Below are 24,356 nucleotides of genomic sequence, written 5' to 3'. Positions count from 1 at the left end.
CGGACAATATGCAAATTTCGAAGACTGGTGGTGAGGAGCCTGCCGCGCTGGCGGGGCTGCGCGTGATCGACTTTGGCCAGTTCATCGCGGCGCCATCGGCCGGGCAGATCCTGGCTGACCTCGGGGCGGACGTGATAAAGGTGGAGCCGCCGGGCGGCGATGCAAGCCGCCGCTCCGGTTGGCAGAAGCATGAGTGCGGACCGATGTTCTCGGCCTACAACCGTGGAAAGCGCTCCATCGTGCTAGATCTGCGAGATGCTGAGGATCGTGGCGTAGCACTGGCGCTCGTGCAAGGCGCGGATGTCCTGCTGCAGAACGCACGCCCCGGCGTCATGCAAAAGTACGGGCTTGGTGCCAGCCAGTTGCGTGAGCAGTTTCCCAAACTGATCTACGCATCGGTGAACGGCTTTGGGCACAGCGGCCCGGCGGCTTCCCGGCCCGGACTCGATATCGCGGCTCAGGCGGAAAGCGGCATGATGAGCATGAATGGCGACGCTCACGCAGATCCCACGCGGGTCGGTTTCACGATCGTCGACGTCCTGGCCGGCCGAACTTTGGCTACCGGCGTGCTGGCTGCATTGGTGCGGCGTAGCGTGAGCGGGCGTGGCGCACATGTCATGGTGTCGCTGATCGACGTGGCGACCGACGCCATGAGCCAGCAGTGGGCCGAATACCAACTCTACGAAACCCCGCCGTCGCGGTGTGGCAATGGGCAGCCGACACTGGCGCCTGCGGCTGACGTGGTTGGTACCGCGGAAGGCAAGATCGTGCTGTCGGCCTACCTGCAGGAGCACTTCGCACGCCTCTGTCAGTGCATCGGAAAGCCGGAACTTGCCCAGGACGCGCGCTTCCGCGACAACGCCGCGCGCGTGGCGAACCGGGCGGCGTTACGGCAGGTGCTAGCCGACGCGCTGTCGAAGGTGAGTGCCGAACAGGCGTGTGTCATGTTGAATGAGGCCGGCGTCGTCAGCGGCGTCGTGCGCGATCTGGGCGATGCGATGCGCCATGCCGAAACGCACACGCCGGAGCGGCTGGTCAGCGTATCGAGCCCGGGAAATCGAAAGCTGCGCATGCCGGCGCTGCCCGTGACGATCGGGCAGGCGTTGCGCGCCGACGCAACGCTTCCTGACCTGGACCAGCACGGTGCTGCGATCCGTGCGGAGCTTTCCCTCCGGGACGGTCAAGCCCGGGAGCGGCTGCGCGGTTGATGGCGGTCAGCTTGGCATGATTCGGGATGGGGTGCGACATTTCAATTCATCCCAAATACGACATTAGGAAAACGGCCAACAATCACACATTCATTCAATGTCCAGGGCGTTCTGAAATGTTTCACCGCCCGCTACATTCAAATGTCCGTCCGGGCGTGCTTTTTGTGCGGGGTCGGATGTTTTTTTGGGGGTGGCTGTCGGGCGGTGGTGCTGGCCGGTGGCACCTGAGGCGGGAGCAGGGTGGGGCCGTCGGGTCCCGCCATCGCCCGCTCCAGATCGAGCCGATTGATCAGCCGCTGGCGCTTGACGTTCAGGGGCACCTTGGCCGGACATGGCGGCTCGCCCGAGAGCGTGCGCGACGGGCCCACCTGATGCCGGTTATCGCGCAGCGCCTGCACCCGCGCCGCAATCGCCAGCACGTGGCCGAGCCGCTTGTTCTCGACGATCGCGCCCTGGTCGATCTCCGAGAGCCGGTGATAGGTGGTGTAGGGCAGGGACGCGCCCTCGGCCCACAACTCGACGCGCCCGTCCGGATACTCGGCCACCTCGATGTAGCGGTGGATCAGGTGGCGGTGCTCCGGACGGTCTTCCAGCAGGTACATGGTCCGGTCGTACTGCAGCGTGAGGCTCTGCGAGACCTTGCGCCACTCGCGCCAACTGAAGATCCGTGCCAGATCCTCGTCGCCGCGCAGCGCCCGGTGCGCATCGAAATCGCTGCGCGGCACCTTGCCAAAGCGCCCGTTGAAGTCCGCGATAAACGCCGGCGCATAGGCGTTGGCTGCGGCCATGCTGGAGATCTCCCGCAGCCGCAACTCCTTCACGAGCCGGTCCTGCAGCGTGCCATTCATCCGCTCCACGCGCCCCTTGGCCTGGCTCGTATTGGCACACAGGATATCGATGTTCAGCTCGAACAGCGCCCGCCCAAACTGCGTATAACCGCGTTCCTCGGGCGACGGCCGCCGGTTCGAGCGGAAGATGCCAGCCTTGTCCGAGTAGAACGCCATCGGCTTGCCGTGCCGCTCCAAGTAGGCGCGCGTCGCCGTAAAGTACGCCAGCGTCGATTCGGTCGGCACGAACAGCAACTGCATCAGGCGGCTGGTGGCGTCGTCGACGTAGACCAGCAGCGTGCAGGCCGGCGCCCGATCCTCGAACCACGCGTGATCGCTGCCGTCGATCTGCACCAGTTCGCCCAGACAGGCCCGGCGGTTGCGCGGCTGATGGACCTTGGGCGGGCGCAGCTTCCGAGGGACCCAGAACCCAGCGTCGATCATGATCCGGCGCACCGTCTCCGTCGCCAGATCGATGCCATGGCGCTCGCGCAGCTTCTCACAGGCGAGTGTCGGGCCGAAGTCCGCGTAGCTGTCGCGGATCAGGCCGCGCACGCGCGATTCCAGGCCGGGAGGAAGCTGGTTGTTGCCCGGCTTACCTTGGTGCTGGTTGCAAAGTCCGGTCGCGCCTTGAACCTGGTAGCGCTTTAGCAGCCGCCGCGTCTGCCTTGGCGTCAGTCCGAGACGTGCCGCGGCAATCCCGGTCTTCAGGTGCCCATCCGCCAGCGCCTGGATGATCTTGAGTCGGTCGAGTTGCCGCATCGTCAGGGTAACCGTGTCGGGGCGCATGACGGCTCCTCACCAGACCAGGAGCCGCCTAGGGTACGCGCATCAACTCGGACATTTGAACTTGGCTATAAGCGGACATTACAACTTGGTGCCAACAGGCAAAAAATATAGAACACATATTATGTTAAATGAATTATCGCCCGAATATTGGTCCAGGCAGTGACCCAACCCCCGACAGCACGAACGGACGGTTGACCGTTTCCTGAACCTTTGCATTGCCGGGCACTAGTTATCCGGGAAATGGGCATCAACCCACGCTCTCGCCCACGACAACCCTTGAGCAGCCGCCGTCTCCGACGAGGGATAGCAACCAATTTCGCCTGACTCGTTGATGCGGCGGCTGTTCTTGTCGACGCCTCCGGACGCGATAAAGCTGCCGTTGCCTATCGGACTTGCGAATCCTCTGATGGTGTGGCCCTTATAGAACGCAGCTTGCATGGCAATCTCCTGAGGATGGGCGGATCTCGTGGACTGGCTTCAGTAGCATTCAGCAATCACGTCGGCGACGGATCGCCCATGATGCAGCGCTGCTTGCTCTGCCGCTTCACGCGTAAAGTAATCGCTATGGTCTCCGCTATCGGGCCCAGACTGCATATCTGAAGTGGGCGCCTTGCTACGACCTACGCCCATCAGGTATCCCCATTTGGGACCAGGAGAAGCACTGGACATCTCATCTTCCACAAGCTCAAACGCGAGGACGTGAATGTAGAGGCCTCGGTACGTGGCAGAAATCCAGCGGAGTGGTCGTTGGCCCATATCGACTCCATAGTGTTTAACTGCCTCGCGGCGCTTCTACTGGCAGCGCATTGCCGAACTGTAAAATTTACAGAGGCATTCCGTCGACAAGCCTGCCTACCTTGCCGCCAGCGTAGAGATCGGGATGACCTTGGGCAATCGTCCAGACGGATGACGACAGGCATGTCATGCCGTGATGTATAAGACGTCGCATGAAGTTCGCGTAGTCAAATGACTAGATTTTGACGGTGCGCAACGCCAGGAATTCTGATCCTGTGCAAAATCGCGCGCATGAAATCTATCCAAATTTCCCCTTCGGCACGTGGTGTTGCAAGCCTGATCGTACTGGCATTGAACACGGCTTTCTGGTGTTGCCTGCTGTTTCCGCTCGCATTGCTCAAACTGATATCACCGGCACTTCTGCGCCGGCGAATCGACCCGCTGCTCAACGCGCTTGCGGTGGCCTGGGTGTCGGTTAACAACGTCTGGTTTGGCTGGATCCAGCAGCGTGCGTGGGATGTCGAAGGTATTGATGGTTTGTCGTCCGTGGACTGGTATCTGGTCAATTGCAACCATCAGTCGTGGGTCGATATCTTCGTATTGCAGCGGGCACTAGGCGGGCGCATCCCGCTTCTGAAATTTTTTCTGAAGCGCGAGTTGATATATGTGCCATTGATCGGACTGGCGTGGTGGGCGCTGGACTTTCCCTTCATGAAGCGCCAGGGCAAGACGCAACTGCGCCGCCGCGCGGACTCGCGACGCCAGGATCAGGACGCGGCACGCAAGGCATGCGAGAAGTTCTCGCAGGTTCCAACCAGCGTGATGGTGTTTTCGGAAGGCACCCGTTTCACGCAGGAAAAACACGCATCCCAAGGTTCGCCATACCGCAATCTGCTCAAGCCACGGGCCGGCGGGCTGGCCGTGACCCTGAACACCATGGGCGCAAAGTTTCGCTCGGTACTCGATGTCACCATCGTCTATTCGGACGGTGCGCCGAGCTTCTGGCAGTTTGCCTGCGGCCAGACCGGTATCGTGCAGATCCGTGTGCGAGAGGTCCCGGTTCCGGCAAGTTTTTGTACGAGCGACTACGGCACCGATGCCTCTTTCCGCAGGGAGTTTCACCGCTGGCTGGCTCGGCAATGGGAAGAAAAGGATCTGCTGATCTCGCAACTGACCGGTGTCAGCAACATCGGCGAAATCGACGGCACCAGCGGGCCGGGTCCGAAGGCGTCAGCAAGCTGAGAGCGTCGCCGCCCTGCTCTGCCATCACGCGTCGGCCAGCGGATCGGCACGTCTTCGCACCCACTCGGCAAACGCTTCATCCTCGATGCGATAGTCGCCAATCGCCAGGCGGGTGATGATGTTCCCGGCCAGCAATCGACTCAGTGCGTGTGCGGTGGTGTTCCGGGTCGCTGGCTTGCCGAGCATGGATCCAAGTTGTTCCAGTGTGGCACCTGTGTGCAGATCCGACACGCCGCGTGCCAACAGGTACAGGATTGCCCGATCAGCAGGTTTGAGCTCGCGCCACTGCGCCAGTGAGTGTTCATCGGAGAACACCGATGACTTTGTATGGTCAAGCGCCGCGATGGGTCCCTGAGGTTGATAAAGCATGTAACGCTCGATAAACCGCTTGAAGAATTCCGGTGTCCGATGCAATTCCTCAAAGGCACGCAAGCCGTCCTGCTGACCAAGCTTTTGTCGCGCCATGCTGTTTAGCAGTTTGATGGTGAACGCCACAAATTCGTCGCCAAGCAACGGAAACGGCTCAAGCGGCGCCCAGTTGTAGAAGGGCTCCGACGCTCGCGCGAACATGGTCCGAAGCGTGGTCTCAGAACTACCGGCAAAGATCACCTTTACGCGTTCCTTGCGAATGTCGAGAGCCGCCCGCAAGGCATGGGCAAAGTCGCTATGGTTGGCGCCGGCCAGGACTTGTGCCTCGTCGATGACAAGCAGCAAGGGCTTTTTCGATCTGTCGAGCTGCTTCAGTACCTCGTGCAGCGCGGCAGTCCGGTCTGCCCCGGCCTTCCCTAGCTCGGCTTCGACTGCCCCTTCCACGCCGCCCGGCAGCTTTGCGCTGGCCTTGATCTTCTTGATGGGGGTGCGAAACCGCGCCAGCACTGCAGACGCCCCCTTTGGTGCAAGCGCTTCCGCCAACGCCATCACTAGCGCTGTTTCAGGCGAGCTGCGATTGTCCCAGAGGTTGGTGTAGGCAGTCAGATAGCCTTGCTCGACCGCGGCAGGCATCAGATCCTGGCGCAGGAACTCTGTCTTGCCCATGCGTCTACGCGCAAACAGTCCGCGTGCGGCGGACAACTTCAGATCGAAGGCTCGCAGATACATGGCCGCAAGATCCGGGCGGGGAAAGTGCCACGGGTCCGTCTGGCTTGTCTCGTCAATTCTCATGCGTTTTGAGAATTCTCAAAAATGATGAGAAGACATGATACAAGCGCCGCGAACAACCGTAAAGACGCCTTGCGCGCGGCCGCCGATGGCGCAGCCCTCCCGCCCTTACATTTGCGACGCAATACCTGTATAAGTCGGATTCATTTGATTTCAAATCAAGAATGAAAACGACAATCGACGAACTGCTGGCGTTTGCCGCAGTGGTGGATACCGGCTCGATTACCGCGGCAGCCGAGCAGCTCGAGCTAACGGTGTCGGCCACCAGTCGCACGCTGAGCCGGCTCGAAGAAAAGCTGCAGACCACGCTGCTGCGGCGAACCACGCGGCGGCTGGAATTGACCGAGGAAGGCGCGGCATTCCTGACGCAGGCCCGAGCCATTCTGGCGCTGGTCGACGAAGCCGAGGAACAGATGGCGGCGCGGCGCATGCGTCCGGTCGGACGGCTGCGCGTCGATGCCGCGACACCATTCATGCTGCATGTGATCGTGCCGCTCGTGGAAGGCTTCCGAGCCCGCTACCCGGAAGTGGAGCTGGAACTGAACTCGAACGAAGGCATCATCGACCTGATCGAGAAACGCACCGATGTGGCATTCCGCATTGGCGCGCTGAAAGACTCCACCCTGCACGCGCGGCCGATCGGCACCAGCCGCATTCGCGTGTTGGCCAGTCCGGAATACCTGAAACGGCACGGCACGCCGACCAGGCCAGCACAACTCGCAGAGCATGCGCTGCTGGGCTTTACCCAGCCCGACTCGCTGAATGACTGGCCGTTGCGTAACGACGATGGAACAATCCTGCATATCAAGCCGACCATCGCCTCGTCGAGTGGCGAAACGCTGAGGAGTTTGGCGCTCGCCGGCCAGGGCATTGTCTGCCTGTCGGACTTCATGACGCACGACGACCGCCTCAGCGGTCGCCTGGTGCAGCTGTTTGCAAAACAGACGGTCGATGTCCGCCAGTCGATCAGCGCGGTCTACTACCGCAATACCGCGCTTGCTTCCCGCATCACCTGCTTCGTCGAGCATGTGGTCACTGTGCTGGGCAAACAACCGTTCGACGAATAGAACTGGTCGAGTCCCCTGTGCTATCCGCAATGCTTGCGCACAAAGTGTTCGCGGATGATTGCCGTCACGGACATCCGGCGCGTGCTCTCCAGCATGCCGACGCGCCGTGCCAGCGGTTTGCCGGGCAGCGGTAGCAGGCATAGCGCCGGGTCACGCTCCCAGCCGAAATGGTGCAGCACCGGCACGATCGACACCCCCGCGTGCTGCCGCACCAGTTCCACGATGGCCGGCAAGGAATTCATCTCGACGAGTTCGATGGGCTCGATGGCGCAGCGACGCAGCAACTGCTCGATCCGCGCACCCGTGGTGATCGCGCGATCGAAGCGGATGAACGGCTGGCTGCGCAGCAATTCCAGTGCATCCATGCCAGGCGAAGCCACACGGGCGCTGGCAAGCAGCATCAGCGGCTCGCTGTACAGGTGCGACCAGATTGCCTCACGCCCGTCCGGCCTGGTGGTCTCGACCAGGATCGCGGCATCGAGATCGCCGGTCAGCACTCTCGCGTACAACTCGGGTTGCCGGCCATTCTCGATCCGGATATCCAGCGACGGGTACGGTATCTTGAGGTCGACCACGCTGGTCGCCAAGGCTCCCATTGCCGACACGATGGCGCCAATGGTGACCGTGCCAGCAATCTCGTCGCCGGCCGGTGCGTCGGCCAGCATGTCCTCATAGTCGTCAATCAATCGTCGCGCCCTTGTCACCAGCGCCAGGCCTGCCGGGGTGAAGGTCACCGACCGCCCGGCCCGGTCGAACAGGGCGCGCTTGAACTCATCCTCCATCGCTTTCATTTGGGCGCCGACGGCGGCCGGGGTCAACGCCACGCGGTCGGCCGCCGCCGCGAACGAGCCATGATCGGCCACGGCGACGAAGGTCTTGAGCATGCGAATAGTGCTCATGGGGAGCGGAGTAAAGGGGAAACAGTAAAAACCAGTAAAAACGGCACGGGATCAGCTCGCATCATAAAACATTCCTTTATGGAGACTAAAAGAGAATCCATTTTTCTTTTAGTAAGGAGTCGTCAAGAATGGATGCGCCCTTCCCTGCGCTTCTGTCCATTCCCCCATTACAAGAAACCACCGAGACAACCCCCGATGCCCGCGAAAACCAGTTTCCTGAAACCATGTCTGCCAGCCGCGGCCGTGCTCGCAAGCGTGCTGATGCATGCACCGTCGGCACATGCGGCCACTGCCTGCGAGTCGCTCAAGGACACGAGCCTGCCCGGCGTGACGCTGACGGCCGCGTCAGACCAGCCAGCGGGTGCGCTGGCGCTGCCAAATGGCCACAAGATTGAAAATCTGCCTGCGTTCTGCCGGGTTTCCGGTCGGCTGACACCGACGCCGGACTCCGATATCGGCTTCGAGCTCTGGATGCCGCCTGCCGACACATGGAATGGCAAGACGCTCGTCGTCGGCAACGGGGGGTATGTCGGGGCAATCCGCTACGACGAACTCGAACCTGCCGTCCGACGCGGCTACGCCGTGATTTCCAGCGACAGCGGTCATGCCGACAAGGCCGGCTATCGCAATGAAAACCTGAACTGGGGCGTGGGTCATCCCGAGAAGATCGCCGACTGGGCCTACCGTTCGGTCCATGCGGCGGCCGTCGCATCGCGGGCGCTGGTCAAGGTCTATGAACAACGCGATGCTTCACACGCCTACTATTTCGGCTGCTCGACCGGCGGGGGCCAGGGACTGGCTGCCGCGCAACGGTATCCCGAAGATTTCGACGGCATCATCGCCGGTGCGCCTGGCAACAATCGTACGGCGCTCAATGAGGGTTTCCTGTGGATGGCTACGCAGAACCTGAAGACCCAGGCTGGCTATATCCCGCCCGCGAAGCTGCCAGCGATCAATCGTGCCGCGATTGCCGCCTGCGATGCCAAGGACGGTCTTGTGGACGGGTTGATCGGTGACCCCGCCCAGTGCCACTTCGACCCGAAGGTGCTTCAGTGCAAAGGAACGGCGGACGGCGATGCCTGCCTGACCGGCCCGCAAGTCGCGACGCTCAGGCGCCTCTACGCGGGCGCTCGCAACCCGCGCACCAAGGCTCAGATCTACCCTGGCTGGCCGGTCGGCAGTGAATCCGGCTATCTGGGCGGATGGGGCTATGCCATCGAAGGCCCCCAGGCGTTCCGTACCGAATTCTTCCGCGACTGGGTCTTCAAGGATGCCGCGTGGGACTGGCGCAGCTTTGACTGGGATCGCGATGTCGCCACCGTCAAAGAACGCATTGGCGCGTTCGTCGACTCGGTCGATCCGGACCTCAACGCATTCAGGCAGCGTGGCGGCAAGCTGATTGTCTATCACGGCCTGGCCGACCCGATCGGCAATGCCTATGACACGGTCCAGTACTACACCGCGGTAAGCCGGAAGGTTAGCCATACGCCTGACTTTGCCCGATTGTTCCTGGCGCCCGGCATGGGGCACTGCCGCGGGGGCGTCGGCCCGAACACCTTCGACGCCATCGGTGCACTGGAGCAATGGGTGGAGCACGGGCAGGCGCCCGACCAGATCCTGGCCTCGGCCAAGGGGCTGGAGAGCAAGACCGGCGGTCTGGCTACGGCCGCACAGGTTGCCGATGGCGCAAGCCGTACGCGTCCGCTATGCGCCTATCCGAAGCAGGCCAAGTACAAGGGCACTGGCAGCATCGACGATGCACGCAACTTCGTCTGCACCACGGCTTCGCGCTAGGACGCCTTGCCCGGCCGCATCATTGCGCTCTCCAGCAGTTGCTCATGGATAAAGGAGTGCAGCAGCAGGGCTTCGCGTTCGCCATAGGCATCGAACGCGACGCCGACGTGGTGGAACGGCTGGCTGGTGTCGGCATCGGGATCCTCGCGGGTCCAGCCCTGGACCGCGAATTTCGTCTTGAGGCCCGCGGCACGCAGCGTGAACTCCAGCTTTACCTCCAGGCCGGGCGTGCCAAGCTGGCTCGATGCGGTGGAAACCGAGGCGCCGCCCAGGCTCAGGTCGGTGATCAGTACCGTTTGCGGCGACGACTGGCCATCGGCCAGCGACAACGACCCGACCAGCCGCACCGGCACCCGGATGCTGCCGCGCATCTCCCGGGCTTCCAGATGCTTGATGTCGTCGAGCATCCAGTACGGGAATGGCGTACGCGAGGTGGCCTGGACCCGGGCCGAGAAACTATGGATATTGGTGCCCGAGAACCCGCGGAACAGCACCGTCTCGCCATCAACGACGTCCGCGGCAGCGCCCGCCAGGCTCGGCCAGCCGATAAATGCCGCGCCTTCGTTAAAGCCGATCAGGCGGCTGACCGCCGCGCGGTGGGCATCGCCGGGCCGCTTGACATGCAGCAGCGTGCCGACCAGCAGGCCATAGCGGTCGTGCCACGCGGCGTTGGGCGCGTCGGCCCGCAACGGCGCCATATCATCGGCCCAGAAGCAGCGGCCGCCCTGCAGCGCCAGCGTTCGTTCCTCAGCCGTATGAAATACGGTGCCCTCGTCGGCCACGGGGAAACCCAGTTCATCAACCAGCGCTGATTTCAGCGGATTACCCAGTTCGATATCGTCAGCCTGTACTTCCCTGCGCATTGGTAGCACCTTTCTAACATGCGGTTCAAGTCACTACTCTAAATTCTCTTGGCGCCTTGGACAATCGGGAAGCGGCGCTGCTATATTGCGTGAACCGATTCCGCCACCCTGTCCCATGACACGCTCGCTTGCGTTGGTCGTGCTGGTCGTGTTAGCCGCTTCGCTCCAAGGTTGTGCCGGCGCGCCGTCCTTTGGCCTGTTCGGGGCCTATTTTCCGCTCTGGTTGCTGAGCGCGCTGGTTGGCATTCTGGGTGCCGTCATTGCCTGGCGGGTGTTTGTGGCCACCGGCTGGGCGGAAACGGTCCGCTTCCAGTTGCTGGTCAACACTGCGATTGGCCTGATGATTGCCGAGATCGTCTGGCTGGTTGGTTCTGGGCAAATCCTATGAAGATGGCCGGCGTCAAGCATGGCCCGCTACGCGGGAAACTGATTGCGCTGGTCATCGTGCTGCTGGCGGTCCTGCTCTCCGTCTACGCCTGGCAACGCACGGTCCGCTATCCATCGTCCGACGATGCATCGCTCGATGCCGACCTGGTCCATGTGGCCTCGCCCGTTGGTGGGCGAATCGCCCGCATCCTGGTCACCGACAACCAGCGGGTGTCAAAAGGCGATGTGCTGTTCGAAATCGACCCGGTGCCCTACCGGCTGGCCGTAGCCCAGGCGCAGGCGGACCTGGCGCTTGCACAGGCCACGCTGGGTACGCGGCGCCGGACGATTGGCAGCGAACAGGCCACGGCCTCGGTGGCATCCGAGCAGATTGCACGCGCCGAGCAGAACTACGCACTGACCGCGCGCACCGTGGAACGGCTGCGTCCGCTGGCCGCCGACGGCTATGTACCCAAACAACAGCTCGACCAGGCCGAGGTGGCAAAGCGCGACGCGGCGGTATCGCTGAAGCAGGCACAAGCGCAGCGCGCCGGTACGGCGCAGGCCGTGGGCAAGGACGACGATGCCATGGCTACCGTGCAAGCCCGCGAGGCGGCGCTGGCCATCGTGCAGCGCGCCCTCGACGATACCGTGGTCCGCGCGCCGCATGACGGCCGCGTCAGCGGGCTCAGGGTGCTGTCCGGTGAAGTCGTGATTCCCAACCAGTCGCTATTCCTGCTGGTGCATACCGGCGAGTGGTTCGCGGTGGCCAACTTCCGCGAAACCCAGTTGGCCGATATCCGTATTGGGGACTGCGCCACGGTCTATTCGATGATTGACCGGCGCCATGCGCTGCGTGGCACCGTGGACGGCATCGGGGTGGGCATTACCGATACCGACCGGATCAACCTGCCGCGCGCGCTGCCCTATGTCCAGCCGTCGGTGAACTGGGTACGCGTGGCGCGCCGTTTCCCAGTGCGGATCAAGCTGGAGGCGCCACCGGAGACCCTCGCCCGGGTGGGCGCCAGTGCAACCGTCGAGGTACGGCATGGCGCGGCCTGCCGCTGACGGGCTTCGTTACTGGCCGCGTACCATTGGCGCGTTGCTGGCGCCGTTCCCGGGGCGCGCCGCTGCAACCACGCGCATCGCGGTAGCCAGTACGCTGACAGTACTTGTCACGGCAATCTATGGCACGCCCGAAGCCGCCATATCCGCCTATGTGATTTTCTTTATCAACCGCCCTGACCGCACCAGCAGTATCGTGATGAGCGTGGCGGCGCTGATACTGATCAGCTTCATCATCGGGCTGGTGATCGTGCTGGCCGACTTAAGTGTCGACAATCCCATGTTGCGTGTGGCCTGCATGGCCGTGGTGTCCACCGCACTGCTGTTCCTGACTTCCGCCAGCAAGTTGCGCCCGGTTGGTGCGATCGTCGCCATGATCATCGGCTTTGCGCTGGACGAACTGGGGCTGGTCCCGGCCGGCGAACTTGCCACGCGCGCGCTGCTGTATGCGTGGCTGATGGTGGCGATTCCGATCGGTGCGAATGTAGTGACCAACCTTGCCATTGGGCCGTCACCGCGCAGGCTGGCCGGAGACCGCCTGGCACACTGCCTGAACGTCGCTGCGCAAAGCCTGCGTACGGACAAGCCGGACGGCACCGCGCTTGCCGCCATATTGCGCGATGGGGTGCAGCCCGTGGATGGCTGGCTGAAGCTGGCCAAGTTCGAAGGCAGCGCGAATGCCGCGGATGTGTTGGCGCTACGGCAGGCGGCTGCGTCGACCATGGCCATCCTGCTGGCTGCGGACGTGGCCGGCCGGGAACCGGCAGCGCGGCTGCCTGCGGCTTGTGCCGCACCAATTGCCGATACGCTCGAAGCCATGGCGGCCATGCTCGCCGCCGGCGGGTATCCGGTGGACATCGTGTTGCCGCTGCCCGATATCGGCTCACTGACACCGGTGCAGCAATCCGTGGCAACGGCACTGCGCACTGCCATCGAGGGCTATGCGGAAGTCATCGGGGCCGGTGCTGACAGCGAGGACGTCGCGCCGCCGGCAAAGGGCGGTGGCTTCCTCGATGCCGATGCCTTTACCAATCGCAGCCACATTCACTATGCGCTGAAGACCACGGGCGCAGCAATGTTCTGCTATCTGCTCTACCAGCAACTGAACTGGCCGGGCATTCACACCTGCTTTATCACCTGCTATCTGGTATCGCTTGGCACGGCGGCTGAAACCGTCGAGAAACTGACCCTGCGCCTGGCCGGATGCCTGGTGGGCGCGGCCATCGGCACAGCGGCCATCGTCTACGTGGTGCCTTGGTTGTCTTCGGTTGGTGGCTTGCTGGGGCTGGTCTTCGTGGGGACGTGGCTCTCGGCATGGGTGGCGCAGGGTTCGCCACGGATTGCGTATGCGGGATTCCAGATTGCGTTCGCGCTCTATCTCTGCGTGATCCAGGGCGCCGGGCCCGGCTTCGACCTGACCATTGCGCGTGACCGTGTGATCGGCATCATCATTGGCAATCTGGTGGTGTACCTGGTGTTCACGCGGATCTGGCCGGTCAGCATCGCCGCGCGCATCGAGGCGGCGATGGGCGCATTGTCGCGCCAGTGGCAGCAACTGATCGATGCGCCCCGGCCCACATTGCAGCGCACGCATGCGGCGGCGGCCCTGGCATTGCAGGGGAATATCGCTCAGGACCTGGATCTCGCGCGCTATGAACCGGCGTCGGTCGCGCCCCAATCATCCTGGGTCGACCATCAGCGCGCAAGGCTGGGCGCGCTCGATAGCGTTGCCGGCCCCCTGTTCCTGCTGGCGGAACGGTTTCCGGGCGATGCAGCGGTGGCCGAGCGGCTGCGTGTCCTGGAGGCCGTCGACGTAGTATCCCCAGCCGCAGCAGAGGTCCATCCGCCGGCCGGGCTGGATATCCGCACCGCCCTGCTGGCGGTCGTTGACCAGCGGCTGGCCGGAACTTCATCGGGCGGCGCGAACCCCTCTTCTTCTTATGCGCAAACCTGACCTACTGGCGCTGTCCATATGCTGCATGGCGCTGACCGGCTGCGCGACGTCGGCGCTCGACCTTGCCCCACCGCAAGCGGATCGCCCCTGGCAGCCACCGACCACGACTTCCGGCGAAATCGTGGCTGGCGCACCCAGCAAGGCAACACCGCCGGACCGGCCGTCGAACTACACGCTGCCAGCCAACACTGCGCTGGCTACACTGGCGCCGCCTCCGCTGCTTGACCCGGCCCACGACTATTCGCTGCCCGAACTGATCGATCTGGCGGAGTCATCGAATCCGCTGACACGCATCGCATGGAACGACGCACGCAATGCGGCGCTGGCCGCCGGCATTGCGCGCAGCAGTTACCTGCCGCATATCTCCGCCGCGGCCATGGGTGGCTATCAGAATGGGCACCTGTCCACGTCAACCGCACTGGGCCAGGCCGGCGCCGATGTGTCGCACCATGGGGCGGTCTCGGTACTGTCCTTGCAGTGGCTGCTGTTCGATTTCGGCGAACGCGCGGGTATCGTGGAAGCGGCGGAACAGACCACGGTGGCAGCCAATATTGCGTTTACGGCATTGCACCAGCGCATCATCCATGATGTCAGCGTGGCGTTCTACCGGTTCCAGGCGGCCCGTTCGCGTTCGGCCACGGTCGCGCAGGCGATGACCAATGCCGATGCGGTACAGGCGGCGGCCAAGGCGCGCTTCGAGCGCGGCATCGGCACCGTGGTCGAGGTTGCGCAGGCTAACCAGAACCGGGCGCAAACCAACCTCGCCATGGTGCAGGCGCAAGGCGCGCAGACCGATGCCTATCTGGCATTGATCACGGCCATCGGTATCTCGCCGCTATCGAAACCGCGTATCGCCGAGATGCCCGTACGCCCGCTGTCTCCTGCGCTGCGCAGTTCGGTCGAGCAGATTGTCGAGAATGCCATCGCGCAAAGGCCTGATGTGCTTGGCGCGTATGCCGTGGAGCGCGCCAACCAGGCTCGGGTCAGGGCTGCCGAGGCGGCCTTCATGCCGAAGGTGTTTATGTCGGCGTTTGCCTCGTACGCATCGGGCGGGTCGGCAATTACCGCGATTCCGCCGGTTGGCCAACAGCCGCCTACCGTCAACCTGAATGGCTATCGCTATGGCAACAGTGTGTTTTTGGGCGTGACGGTACCGATCTACGACGGCGGCATGCGCTCGGCGGTGCTGGCGCAGGCGCGCAACGACGTGGACAGTGCGTCAGCCAGGCTGACCCGCGCCAAGGAGGAATCGGTGCGGCAGGTGGTGGTCAGCCAGAGCGCGCTGGAATCGAGCCTCGCTGCCTATGATGCCGCCAGGGCGTTGGCCGATGCCGCGCAAACCACCTATGACGCGGCATTCGCGGCCTATCGCAAGGGTGTGGGAACGGTGACCGAGGCCAATCTGGCGCAGAACCAGCTGCTGCTGGCGCGCAATGCCTCGGCCGATGCCTACAGCGGCGCGCTGGCCGCCGCAGCCGGACTGGCCCTGGCGACCGGTGCGATTGGCGCGGCGCGCTAGCTGAAGGCCGATTCCATCTGCCGGGCCCGCTTCACACTGTCCCCGTGCAGATAGAGCGAGGTCGTGGATACCGACGCGTGGCGCAGGTTGTCGCGCACGGTAGTCAATTCCGCGCCGCGTGCCAGCGCATGGGTGGCGTGGGTATGGCGCAGCCAGTGCGGGCTGGCGCGACGCAGCTTTTCCGCGGTGGCGGGACGCTCTGCTTCGAGCTGGTCCGCAGCCGTGGCGAAGAAGCGCTTCATGACCATCCAGAGCCTTGCGCCGGTGATGCCGCCGCTTTCATCAGGCCCGAGATTGCCGACGATCGGCACACCCGGGTCCCACTGGGCTCGCGTTACAGGCAAGCCGCGCTCGACGAGGTAGCGATCGAGCGCATTGCGGGCCATAGGCGGTAGTGCCACCCTGCCCGCTTTGGCGCCCTTGCCCACGAGGTGCAGCCAGTGATCGCCATGCAGGTCGGTTTCGATATTGCGTAGCGTGGCCCCTACCAGTTCGCTGGCACGCAACCCCGTGGCATAGGTGAAATCGAGGATAAATCGCAGTCGCTGCGCGGGGGGCGCTTCCCAGCCATACGACCACTCCAGTCCGTCGGCAATGGTGCGCGTGATCATCCATTCGCCTTCCGAGAACGCATGCGATACGTCGAGCGCGGCGGTCTTGCTGCCACCGCGCACCTTGAGACCGGCAAACGGATTGGCCAGAACGTAGCGTTGCTGCACCAGCCAGCGAAACAGCGCACCCAGCACCTGCAGCGTGTAGGCGGCCGAGCGTGGGGACAGTGCATCGGTGAACGGCTTCCAGTCAGCCGCGCTGCGCGGCCGGGCCGGTCCCACCCAGCGCTCGCGCGGTATCGGTTGGCGCAGGAAATTGCGGTAGGCCGTAGCGTCCTCGGTAGTCAGCGACGACAGCGGCCGGCCTTTCTCGATAATCGCCCACAGGATCAGCCGCTCGGCCTCCTTGCGATATGCGCGCAGCGTAGCCGGGGATTCATGCAGTGCCAGCCAGGCCTGCACGGCCGCGTAATCATTGTCCGCATCGAGCGGACACGTCTCGCGCGGCGCGCGAAACTGGCCCAGCGAACCGTCCACTTCATGTGGCAAGCGCCCCATCTGTTCCCACGGCACGATCATCCCGCGCGGTTCGGCGGCGATCAGTGCGCGGGCCCGGGCGGTCAGTTCGGGATACTCGGCGAAGAACGCCTCGATACGCCGCGCGCCAGTCATGCCAAGGCCAGGTACGTTGGCCCACCACTGACGGCGGCGCGGAATACGGACGGTCAGGTCGGCCAGTGTGTGAATGTCCTGCGCGCGCAAGGCAGCCACGGCCGACGGCGCCAGCCACATGCCGATATCGTCGCCAATCGCCGGCATTGGCGGCGGCAACTTGCGCAACGTCTCGATGGCCTGGTCCGCGGCCCTGCCCTGCTGCAACCGGGCTTCCGCCTCGAATTCAAACAGCGCCGCCAGGTCTTCGCGCAGCCGATAGCGCGCGTAGGCGGCCAGTTGGCGCCGGATACCACCAATGATGCCGCGCGATGACTGCCCTTGCGCCCGCTCATCGTCGAGATACTGCGCTACCGCCGCACGTGTTGACAGACCCGCGTGCCACGCGCGCAGCGCTGCCAGCGATGCCGCATCCGGGAAACTGAATAACGAGGTGGTCTGGCGGTTTTTCATGCGACGAAGTTTAGCACTGCCATCTGTCTATTGCGATAAGAAAAGTTATCGTAATGGCATTGAGATTTCGCGAGACCGCTTGTTATGCGCTCCCCTCTCCCGCGCCGCGGGAGAGGGGAGAAAACCGCGGGCATGGGTCGATCTCAACGCCATAGGGAAACTCCGTAGCGCTTCAAAGCCACTTTCCCGTGCTTCCCCACTCCTCAGGAAGGGGGCTTGCCTTCTCCGGCCCGGCTCTAATGCGATCACCCCACAGCAACATCTGATCAAAAAAACCTATACGGAGAAGACAGAGCATGAGGAAGCAGCTTTTCGCGCTGGCGGCATTGGCCGCGGCCAGTGCCGGGTCGCACGCGCAGTCAAGTGTCACGTTGTATGGCGTGATCGACGGGTCCGTCGAATACGTCAATCGGGTGGCCGCCTCGGCTACCACACCCACGCAGGGTGGCAGCCGGGTTGGCATGCCAAGTGTTGGCGGCCTGTCTGCCTCGCGTTGGGGTTTGCGTGGCGTGGAAGACCTAGGTGGCGGTAACCAGGCGCTGTTTGTGTTGGAAAGCGGTTTCCAGTGGGATACGGGCGCGCTGCAAAGCGCACCGCTGTTCAACCGGCAGTCTTTCATCGGGCTGCAGAACAACCCCTACGGCAAGATCACGTTTGGCCGCCAGTACACGTCGTTCTTCGACGGCATGGCCAACTTTGCGCCGATGCGCTTCGCCGCCACCTACGAGCCGGGCATCTGGTGGATGGGGCTGAACTACCGCGAAGACAACATGATCAAGTACACGGGCCAGTTCGGTCCGCTGCAGGCCGTGGCCCACTACTCGTTTGGCACCGGCGTGGCGGTACAGAACGCCGCGATCGTGCTGGCCAATGGCGGCGCGGGCGAAGTGCCGGGGCACTTCAGCGACAACACCGCCTATGGCGGTTCGCTGATGTACCTCAATGGCAGCAACTTCGGCGTCTCGGTTGGTGCCGACGTCTGGCGCCCTGCTGCCGTGACGGGCCAGCCGGGCAAGATCGCCAAGTATGGCGCGGCCGGCCTGTACAAGACCGATACGCTCAAGCTGAGTGCCGGCTACCGGTACAGCCAGAGCGAATTCTCGAATGGCGCCTCGCTGCTGCGCGACGACTACTGGTGGGCCGGTGTGAACTACCAGGCCACACCGGCGCTGGGGCTTTCCCTTGCCTACTACTTCGCCGACGTCAAGACCGCCCGGAGCGCGGCCAGCAGCCCTGCCACCAATCCGCCCAACATGCACCAGGTGACGTTCCTTGCCGACTACAACTTCAGCAAGCGCACGGATGTCTATCTGACCGCTGGCTGGGCCCACAACGGCGGCCTCAGCTTCGACAGCGCCGCCACCGCGTTCGCGTTCAAGTACCCGACCATGGCGGGCCAGAAGAACATGATCGGCGTAACCGTGGGTGTCCGTCAGATCTTCTGACCAGTTGCCGATGCCGGGTATCACCCAACCCAACTCGATATGGGGGGCTCCCGGGTGGCGACCAATTTGATGTACTTCGTACCAGCACCCGGAAAACAGGAGACGGAAGTGACTGTTAGAGAGACGCAGGCCAGCCATTCGGCGGCGGCGACATTCGACTACATCGTGGTTGGCGCGGGCTCCGCCGGCTGTGCCGTGGCAAGCAGGCTGGCCGACGATGCCGCCACGTCGGTATTGCTGCTGGAAGCTGGCCCAAGCGACCACCATTTCAGCGTCTGGACTCCGGTGGCTGTGGCGGCAATCGTGCCCAAGGCCGGACCACGCAACTATGCCTATCAAAGCGTGCCGCAGCCTGGCCTCGACGGCCGCTGCTCATACCAGCCGCGCGGACGCGGCCTGGGCGGCAGTTCCTCGATCAACGGCATGGTGTATATCCGCGGCCACCGGCATGACTACGACCGCTGGGCCCAACTGGGGTGCCAGGGCTGGGGTCATGAGGACGTGCTTCCGTACTTCCGCCGCAGCGAGACCAACCATGCCCATGACGACGAGCATCACGGCAACCAGGGGCCGCTGCATGTGAACGAGTTGCGTAGCCCCAATCCGTTCTCTTCTCGCTTTATCACCGCAGCGCTGCAAGCCGGCATTCCGTTCAATCGCGATTTCAACGGCCAGCAGCAGGACGGCGCCGGCTTCTACCAGGTGACCCAGCGCGACGGCGAGCGCTGGAATAGCGCGCGTGCCTACCTGCATCGTGGCGATGCTGCTGACCAGACGTTCAGCGGCGGACGTCGCAACCTGACCGTCTGGCCGGAAACGCAGGCATTACGCATCGTGTTCGAAGGCAAGCGTGCCGTGGGCATCGAGGTGGTGCGTAGCGGCGTGAAACAGACGCTGCACGCGCGGCGCGAGATCATCGTCAGCGGCGGCGCGTTCAATTCGCCGCAATTGCTGCTGGCATCGGGAATCGGCCCGGCGGCGCATCTGTCGACGTTCGGCATCGATGTGGTCCATGACCTTCCCGGCGTCGGTGAAAACCTGCAGGACCACCTCGATATCGCGGTCTGCCGCCAGGTGGATTCGCACGATCTGTACGGCTATTCGCTGCGCGGCGCAGCGAAGATACTAGGTGAAGTGCGGCGCTATCGCCGCGATCGTACCGGCATGATCAGCTCCAATCTTGCCGAGGCGGGCGCATTCGTGCGCAGTCGTGCCGAGCTGGATGAGCCCGACCTGCAGTTTCACTTCGTGCCTGGCCTGTCGCCTACTCACACCGGCATGCGGCGCCGCGATCTCAAGCATGGTTTCACGGGTCTGGCCTGCGTGTTGCGCCCGGAAAGCCGCGGCCATGTGCGGCTGCGCAGCGCCGACATGCGCGACGCACCACTGATCGATCCGCGTTTCCTGTCCGCCGAAGCCGACATGGCCGGCATGGTGGCGTGCTTCCGCACGATGCGACGCATTTTCGCGCAACCGGCGCTGGCCAGCGCACGCGGGCGCGAGCTACTGACCGAGCAAATCGGGCCCGGCGAGGGTGATGAAGCGGCCATCCGTGCCTATGTGCGTCGCCACGCCGATTCGGTTTTCCATCCGGTGGGCACCTGCAAGATGGGTATCGACGCGATGGCCGTGGTCGATCCCGCACTGCGCGTGCATGGCATACAGGGCCTGCGGATTGCCGACGCCTCGATCATGCCGACGCTGATCGGCGGCAATACCAACGCGCCGGCCATGATGATCGGCGAGAAGGCGGCGGACCTGATCCGCGCAGGCGCCTGACGCATCCAGCAATCCCGAAGGCCCCCCGGGTCCCCAACATCCTTGTTGAGATTTGCATGAAACAGTCCAAGCCTACCGCAATCGGTGTCGCCGGCGTGCTCGTGTGCCTGCTGGCATCCGCGTTCCCTGCCGTGGCGGCATCGACGCAACCCGCGCCCAATCCGTTCCTGGCGCAGTCCTGGAACAACCAGACGCACTGGAACGACGCCGCCACCGATAGCGTGCCGTTCACCGTCCCGCGCGGAAACTTTGAGCTGACGCCGGAATCGGTGCAGGTGCTTCCCAATGAATCGGCCAGCCTGCCGCTGGTAATGGACCATGTTGACGGTCGTGACATCTACTGGTGGTGGGCCGGGTTCTCGCTGCGCAAGCTGGCGATCGAGAACGGCAAGCTCATCGAGCTCTCGCGTACCGATATCCCCGTTAAGCTGCCGAACTACACGCCCGTTTCCGACGACGCGCGCCGCGCCCAGGCCACGCGGGTGCAGGCGTTCCTTGAAGCGCGCGACGAAGCCGGTCTGCTGGAATACATGAAGTCGCAGCCCAACCGAATGCTTACCTTTGCCGAGGACCAGGTGGCCAATGGTGCGGTCTACGCGGTACTGGGTCGCAATGACGCGTTCTACGGCTGCAGCGGGCGGCAACTGTTCCGCATCGACCAGCAGGATCCCGCGTCGCCCACCTCCGCGATGAGCCCGGCACGCGTCGTGATGTTGCCCGCCAGCGTATTCGACAACGAGAAAATCAAGCGAGCGGCAATCCGCTTGCCAATGGACATGCTGTTCGGCATGGGCATGACCTACAACGGCTATCTGGTCGTGAACACGCTCGGTGGAAAGGTCGTCACGCTGGACCGCGATTCGCTCGAAGTGATCGACACCTATACCGTGACCGGCGCCGACGAGCTGTTTATGAACAGCTTTGCCACCGGCCCCGAGGCCAATGGCGGCGCTGTCTATGTGGCTTCGAACACCACGATGTACCGGCTTGTGGTGGACGCCCGCGGCAAGATCAGGTCCGATGAAGCCAGCGGCGCATGGCAGGCGCACTACGACCGGGGCATTGTGATGCCCGCGCCCAAGGTGGGCGACGGCACCGGCTCTACCCCTACCCTGATGGGCTTTGGCCCTGGCGAAGACAAGCTCGTGGTGATTACCGACGGCGCGAAGACCATGCGGATGGTGGCGTTCTGGCGCGACGGCATCCCTGCCGGCTGGAAGCAGAAGCCCGGTACTGCCTCGCCGCGTATTGCCGACCAGATGGTGGTGGATATGGGCCCGGGCATCGAGTCGGTGCAGTCCGAGCAATCGGTATCGGCGTTCGGCGACTACGCGTTCGTGGTCAACAACATTCCGACCAATGATGCCCCGCAGCTGAATCGTGGCGGCAGTTTTACCAGCCTCGTCAACGGTGCCACGCGTCCGGGACCCACCGGCGTGGCAATGCTCAAGTGGCAGCGACAGGGCCATCGCTGGAAGAAGCTGTGGGTACGGCCCGACGTGTCGTCGATCTCGGTGGTGCCGATGATCAGTGGCGGCGGCCGCATGGCCATCGTCGACGGCTACTTTGCCAGCCGCTGGAACGACCGCTACCACGTAGGCCTCGATCTCGACACCGGCCGCACCGTGATGACGATCCGCACCGGCACCGACCCGACGTTCAACGGCTTGTACTCGCCGGTCAAGGTCGACCCCGAGGGTCATATCTTCTATAGCGGCGCCTTCGGGCTGATGCGCCTGGACACCACGCGCATGAAGCGCGTGGGTGCCGATGCGGTCGCCACGGCCAGCCGGCCCTGAACCAACAGGAGATTCGATTGAGAACACTCGACAGGTTCTATATCGGTGGCGAATGGGTGAAGCCAGGCCCCGGAGCGCACACGATGCCCGTTATCAACCCCGCCACCGAGGCCGCCGTGGCCGAACTCTGGCTGGGCACCGCCGTCGACGCTGACCGCGCCGTGGCAGCAGCGCGCGCAGCCTTTCCGTCGTGGTCGGAATCGACCCGCGAGGAACGGCTGGCGTTGCTGGAGCGCATTGCAGCCGGCTACAAGGCGCGCTTGCCAGAGTTTGCCGAAGCCGTGCGCACCGAGATGGGTGCACCGGTGAGCCTGTGCAATACGCTCCAGGCGCCGATCGGACTCGCGCATCTGGCGGCCATGGCCGAGACGTTGCGCGCATTCCCGTTCGAAACCGCGCATGGCAACAACCAGATACGGCATGAGCCCATCGGCGTGGCGGCGCTGGTTACCGCGTGGAACTGGCCGCTGAGCCTGATCTGCGCGAAGGTAGCCGCCGCATTGGCGGCGGGTTGCACGGTCGTGCTCAAGCCTTCCGAAATCGCCCCGCTCGATGCCGTGCTGTTTGCCGAGGTCATGCATGCGGCCGGCACCCCGGCAGGCGTGTTCAATCTGGTGTTCGGCGACGGTGCCACGGTGGGTGCCCGGCTGGCCGGCCACCCCGACGTCGACATGATCTCGATTACGGGCTCCACGCGCGCGGGTATTGCCGTAGCCGAGGCCGCCGCGCCCACGGTCAAGCGCGTGCACCAGGAACTCGGCGGCAAGTCGCCGTTACTGATCCTCGACGATGCCGATTTGCCGGCGGCAGTCGCCCAGGGCGTGGGCCAGGTCATGCTTAACGCGGGACAAACCTGTATCGCGCCAACGCGGATGCTGGTGCCGCGCCAGTGCTACGCCGAGGCCATGCGCGTGGCGGCTGCGACCGCCAATGCCCTGGTCGTGGGAGACCCCGCCGACCCGGCCACCCGTGTCGGGCCGCTGGCAAACCAGGCCCAGTACGAGCGGGTCCAGCACATGATCGGTGTTGGCATCGAGGAAGGTGCACGGGTAATTGCGGGAGGCCCGGGGCGGCCCGAAGGGCTCGACACGGGCTTCTATGCGCGCCCCACCGTGTTTGCCGACGTCGGCAATACCATGCGCATCGCGCGCGAGGAGATCTTCGGCCCGGTGCTGGTGATGATTCCCTATGACGATGAGCCCCAAGGCATCGCCATCGCCAACGACTCCCCGTATGGCCTGGCAGCCTATGTCGCCTCGGCCGACCCGGCCCGCGCGCGTCGCGTGGCCGCGCGGTTGCGTGCAGGCTCGGTGCGCATCAATGGCGGCCAGCTCGACCTGACGCTGCCGTTTGGTGGCTACAAGGCGTCGGGCAATGGGCGGGAGAACGGTGCGCACGGCCTGGCCGAGTACCTCGAATGCAAGGCCATCACGGTCTGAATCAAAGTCTGAATCGCCGGCTGGCATCCGGGTAAAGGCAGCATAAGGCGGGGCCGGTCGCAATGACCGGCCCGCTTTCATTTGCGGCTGATGGTCCAGCCAACGAAGGGATCGGCGCCACTGCGGTGCTCGGTCCAGGCGGCGCGGCACACCATGCACCGGTGCGCACGGGTCTCGCACAGCGCGCCGCTGCCCACGCTACGCCACTTCACGTCGCCGGCGGGCTGCAATGCCACATGGCCGCCCGCGCGCCGGCTGTCGCAACGCAAGCGCTCGCAATGCGCGCAAAGCGGCGATACGCCTGATTCCGGCGCGGCACGTACCCGCGCCGCCGCGGCAACCGTGGCGCTGTCTACCTCGAGCCGGCGCGCCACCTCGTTCCAGCGGCTGCGCTGGCGGCGCGCGGCAGCCAGGAACAGCGTACGCATTGCCATGCTGCCGCAACTGTCCACAGCCTGCCGGCAGCGTTCCGCATGCTGCCGTACGTCGAGGCCGAATTGCGATGCCGCGGCAAAGCACACCACGTGCACGCGCACATCGCCATGACCGAGCCGCGCATCGAATAGCGCGGTAAGCGTGGCTTCGTAGTCACCGGGGTCCGAGGCGAGCGCCAGCCGGTGCGCGCGCCGCGTCAGATCGCGTACCTCGCGCCTGAGTTCGGCAAGATCGGGGCCCGGATGGGCGGCGCGCAGCGCATGGGGCATGGTGGATTCTCCGTGTGACGATCCTGGA

General features: G+C 64.0%; 19 protein-coding genes. 12 read left to right on the top strand and 7 right to left on the bottom strand.

What is annotated here, in order from left to right:
* Positions 1–8 precede the first annotated feature (8 nt).
* A complete protein-coding gene (locus tag ACO550_RS28500; protein WP_315597767.1) occupies positions 9–1,208 on the top strand; it encodes a CoA transferase in 1,200 nt (399 codons plus the stop codon).
* Positions 1,209–1,345: 137 nt separating this feature from the next.
* Here the strand turns inward: ACO550_RS28500 and ACO550_RS28495 are convergent, their stop codons facing one another.
* Complete coding sequence (locus ACO550_RS28495) at positions 1,346–2,824, bottom strand: ISNCY family transposase (RefSeq protein ID WP_315597766.1); 1,479 nt, start codon at positions 2,822–2,824, stop codon at positions 1,346–1,348.
* A 225-nt stretch (positions 2,825–3,049) separates the two neighbouring features.
* Positions 3,050–3,262, bottom strand: coding sequence for a hypothetical protein (locus ACO550_RS28490; protein ID WP_315597765.1), 213 nt, complete (start codon positions 3,260–3,262; stop codon positions 3,050–3,052).
* Positions 3,263–3,850: 588 nt separating this feature from the next.
* On the opposite strand from ACO550_RS28490, the gene ACO550_RS28485 reads away from it, so the two are divergent.
* On the top strand, positions 3,851–4,801 hold the full coding sequence (locus ACO550_RS28485; protein ID WP_315597764.1) for an acetyltransferase: 951 nt from the start codon (positions 3,851–3,853) through the stop codon (positions 4,799–4,801).
* A gap of 24 nt (positions 4,802–4,825) precedes the next feature.
* Here ACO550_RS28485 and ACO550_RS28480 read toward each other — a convergent pair whose 3' ends face one another.
* Positions 4,826–5,899 (bottom strand): hypothetical protein, encoded by a 1,074-nt coding sequence (locus ACO550_RS28480; RefSeq protein ID WP_315597763.1) that lies wholly within the window; start codon positions 5,897–5,899, stop codon positions 4,826–4,828.
* Between the two features lie 224 nt (positions 5,900–6,123).
* On the opposite strand from ACO550_RS28480, the gene ACO550_RS28475 reads away from it, so the two are divergent.
* Positions 6,124–7,026 (top strand): LysR substrate-binding domain-containing protein, encoded by a 903-nt coding sequence (locus ACO550_RS28475; RefSeq protein WP_315597762.1) that lies wholly within the window; start codon positions 6,124–6,126, stop codon positions 7,024–7,026.
* A 20-nt stretch (positions 7,027–7,046) separates the two neighbouring features.
* On the opposite strand, the gene ACO550_RS28470 is transcribed toward ACO550_RS28475, so the two are convergent.
* Complete coding sequence (locus tag ACO550_RS28470) at positions 7,047–7,925, bottom strand: LysR substrate-binding domain-containing protein (RefSeq protein ID WP_315597761.1); 879 nt, start codon at positions 7,923–7,925, stop codon at positions 7,047–7,049.
* A gap of 195 nt (positions 7,926–8,120) precedes the next feature.
* Between ACO550_RS28470 and ACO550_RS28465 the strand changes: the two genes are divergently transcribed.
* A complete protein-coding gene (locus ACO550_RS28465) occupies positions 8,121–9,719 on the top strand; it encodes a tannase/feruloyl esterase family alpha/beta hydrolase (RefSeq protein ID WP_315597760.1) in 1,599 nt (532 codons plus the stop codon).
* On the opposite strand, the gene ACO550_RS28460 is transcribed toward ACO550_RS28465, so the two are convergent.
* Positions 9,716–10,582, bottom strand: coding sequence for a flagellar brake domain-containing protein (locus ACO550_RS28460; RefSeq protein WP_315597759.1), 867 nt, complete (start codon positions 10,580–10,582; stop codon positions 9,716–9,718). The two genes, ACO550_RS28465 and ACO550_RS28460, sit on opposite strands and share 4 nt — an antisense overlap.
* A gap of 115 nt (positions 10,583–10,697) precedes the next feature.
* Here ACO550_RS28460 and ACO550_RS28455 point away from each other — a divergent pair, with 115 nt between their 5' ends.
* Genes ACO550_RS28455 through ACO550_RS28440 form a run of 4 tightly spaced genes read left to right on the top strand, consistent with a single transcriptional unit; the run spans position 10,698 to position 15,486 of the window.
* Positions 10,698–10,970 carry a hypothetical protein gene (locus ACO550_RS28455; protein WP_315597758.1) on the top strand — a complete coding sequence of 91 codons (273 nt, stop codon included), beginning with the start codon at positions 10,698–10,700 and terminating at the stop codon, positions 10,968–10,970.
* The gene (gene mdtN / locus ACO550_RS28450; protein WP_315597757.1) at positions 10,967–12,016 is read left to right on the top strand and encodes a multidrug transporter subunit MdtN; all 1,050 of its coding nucleotides are present in this window, start codon (positions 10,967–10,969) and stop codon (positions 12,014–12,016) included. Before ACO550_RS28455 ends, mdtN begins: the two co-directional genes overlap by 4 nt.
* Complete coding sequence (locus tag ACO550_RS28445) at positions 11,997–13,967, top strand: FUSC family protein (RefSeq protein ID WP_315597756.1); 1,971 nt, start codon at positions 11,997–11,999, stop codon at positions 13,965–13,967. The genes mdtN and ACO550_RS28445 overlap by 20 nt, the downstream gene beginning before the upstream one ends.
* Positions 13,954–15,486, top strand: a complete 1,533-nt coding sequence (locus ACO550_RS28440; protein WP_485995042.1) for a TolC family protein — start codon at positions 13,954–13,956, stop codon at positions 15,484–15,486. Before ACO550_RS28445 ends, ACO550_RS28440 begins: the two co-directional genes overlap by 14 nt.
* Here ACO550_RS28440 and ACO550_RS28435 read toward each other — a convergent pair.
* Complete coding sequence (locus ACO550_RS28435) at positions 15,483–17,162, bottom strand: site-specific integrase (RefSeq protein WP_315598921.1); 1,680 nt, start codon at positions 17,160–17,162, stop codon at positions 15,483–15,485. The two genes, ACO550_RS28440 and ACO550_RS28435, sit on opposite strands and share 4 nt — an antisense overlap.
* Positions 17,163–17,458: 296 nt before the next feature.
* Between ACO550_RS28435 and ACO550_RS28430 the strand changes: the two genes are divergently transcribed.
* From ACO550_RS28430 to ACO550_RS28415, 4 genes are all read left to right on the top strand, one after another.
* Complete coding sequence (locus ACO550_RS28430) at positions 17,459–18,607, top strand: porin (protein WP_485995041.1); 1,149 nt, start codon at positions 17,459–17,461, stop codon at positions 18,605–18,607.
* Positions 18,608–18,715: 108 nt separating this feature from the next.
* The gene (locus ACO550_RS28425; RefSeq protein ID WP_485995040.1) at positions 18,716–20,386 is read left to right on the top strand and encodes a GMC family oxidoreductase; all 1,671 of its coding nucleotides are present in this window, start codon (positions 18,716–18,718) and stop codon (positions 20,384–20,386) included.
* Between the two features lie 56 nt (positions 20,387–20,442).
* Positions 20,443–22,185, top strand: coding sequence for a hypothetical protein (locus ACO550_RS28420; RefSeq protein ID WP_315598634.1), 1,743 nt, complete (start codon positions 20,443–20,445; stop codon positions 22,183–22,185).
* 17 nt (positions 22,186–22,202) lie between these two features.
* Positions 22,203–23,624, top strand: a complete 1,422-nt coding sequence (locus ACO550_RS28415; protein WP_315598635.1) for an aldehyde dehydrogenase family protein — start codon at positions 22,203–22,205, stop codon at positions 23,622–23,624.
* A 77-nt stretch (positions 23,625–23,701) separates the two neighbouring features.
* On the opposite strand, the gene ACO550_RS28410 is transcribed toward ACO550_RS28415, so the two are convergent.
* The gene (locus ACO550_RS28410; protein WP_315598636.1) at positions 23,702–24,328 is read right to left on the bottom strand and encodes a hypothetical protein; all 627 of its coding nucleotides are present in this window, start codon (positions 24,326–24,328) and stop codon (positions 23,702–23,704) included.
* Between the last annotated feature and the right edge of the window lie 28 nt (positions 24,329–24,356).

The sequence above is a fragment of the Cupriavidus sp. genome, assembly GCF_057315035.1.
This window is presented reverse-complemented; position numbering and strand designations above follow the sequence as displayed.

Bases quoted from the DNA above. Each gene is read 5' to 3' on its own strand.
- ACO550_RS28500 (WP_315597767.1), top strand. From the start codon at position 9: ATGCAAATTTCGAAGACTGGTGGTGAGGAGCCTGCCGCGCTGGCGGGG.
- ACO550_RS28495 (WP_315597766.1), bottom strand. From the start codon at position 2,824: ATGCGCCCCGACACGGTTACCCTGACGATGCGGCAACTCGACCGACTC.
- ACO550_RS28490 (WP_315597765.1), bottom strand. From the start codon at position 3,262: ATGCAAGCTGCGTTCTATAAGGGCCACACCATCAGAGGATTCGCAAGT.
- ACO550_RS28485 (WP_315597764.1), top strand. From the start codon at position 3,851: ATGAAATCTATCCAAATTTCCCCTTCGGCACGTGGTGTTGCAAGCCTG.
- ACO550_RS28480 (WP_315597763.1), bottom strand. From the start codon at position 5,899: ATGTATCTGCGAGCCTTCGATCTGAAGTTGTCCGCCGCACGCGGACTG.
- ACO550_RS28475 (WP_315597762.1), top strand. From the start codon at position 6,124: ATGAAAACGACAATCGACGAACTGCTGGCGTTTGCCGCAGTGGTGGAT.
- ACO550_RS28470 (WP_315597761.1), bottom strand. From the start codon at position 7,925: ATGAGCACTATTCGCATGCTCAAGACCTTCGTCGCCGTGGCCGATCAT.
- ACO550_RS28465 (WP_315597760.1), top strand. From the start codon at position 8,121: ATGCCCGCGAAAACCAGTTTCCTGAAACCATGTCTGCCAGCCGCGGCC.
- ACO550_RS28460 (WP_315597759.1), bottom strand. From the start codon at position 10,582: ATGCGCAGGGAAGTACAGGCTGACGATATCGAACTGGGTAATCCGCTG.
- ACO550_RS28455 (WP_315597758.1), top strand. From the start codon at position 10,698: ATGACACGCTCGCTTGCGTTGGTCGTGCTGGTCGTGTTAGCCGCTTCG.
- mdtN (WP_315597757.1), top strand. From the start codon at position 10,967: ATGAAGATGGCCGGCGTCAAGCATGGCCCGCTACGCGGGAAACTGATT.
- ACO550_RS28445 (WP_315597756.1), top strand. From the start codon at position 11,997: ATGGCGCGGCCTGCCGCTGACGGGCTTCGTTACTGGCCGCGTACCATT.
- ACO550_RS28440 (WP_485995042.1), top strand. From the start codon at position 13,954: ATGCGCAAACCTGACCTACTGGCGCTGTCCATATGCTGCATGGCGCTG.
- ACO550_RS28435 (WP_315598921.1), bottom strand. From the start codon at position 17,162: ATGAAAAACCGCCAGACCACCTCGTTATTCAGTTTCCCGGATGCGGCA.
- ACO550_RS28430 (WP_485995041.1), top strand. From the start codon at position 17,459: ATGAGGAAGCAGCTTTTCGCGCTGGCGGCATTGGCCGCGGCCAGTGCC.
- ACO550_RS28420 (WP_315598634.1), top strand. From the start codon at position 20,443: ATGAAACAGTCCAAGCCTACCGCAATCGGTGTCGCCGGCGTGCTCGTG.
- ACO550_RS28410 (WP_315598636.1), bottom strand. From the start codon at position 24,328: ATGCCCCATGCGCTGCGCGCCGCCCATCCGGGCCCCGATCTTGCCGAA.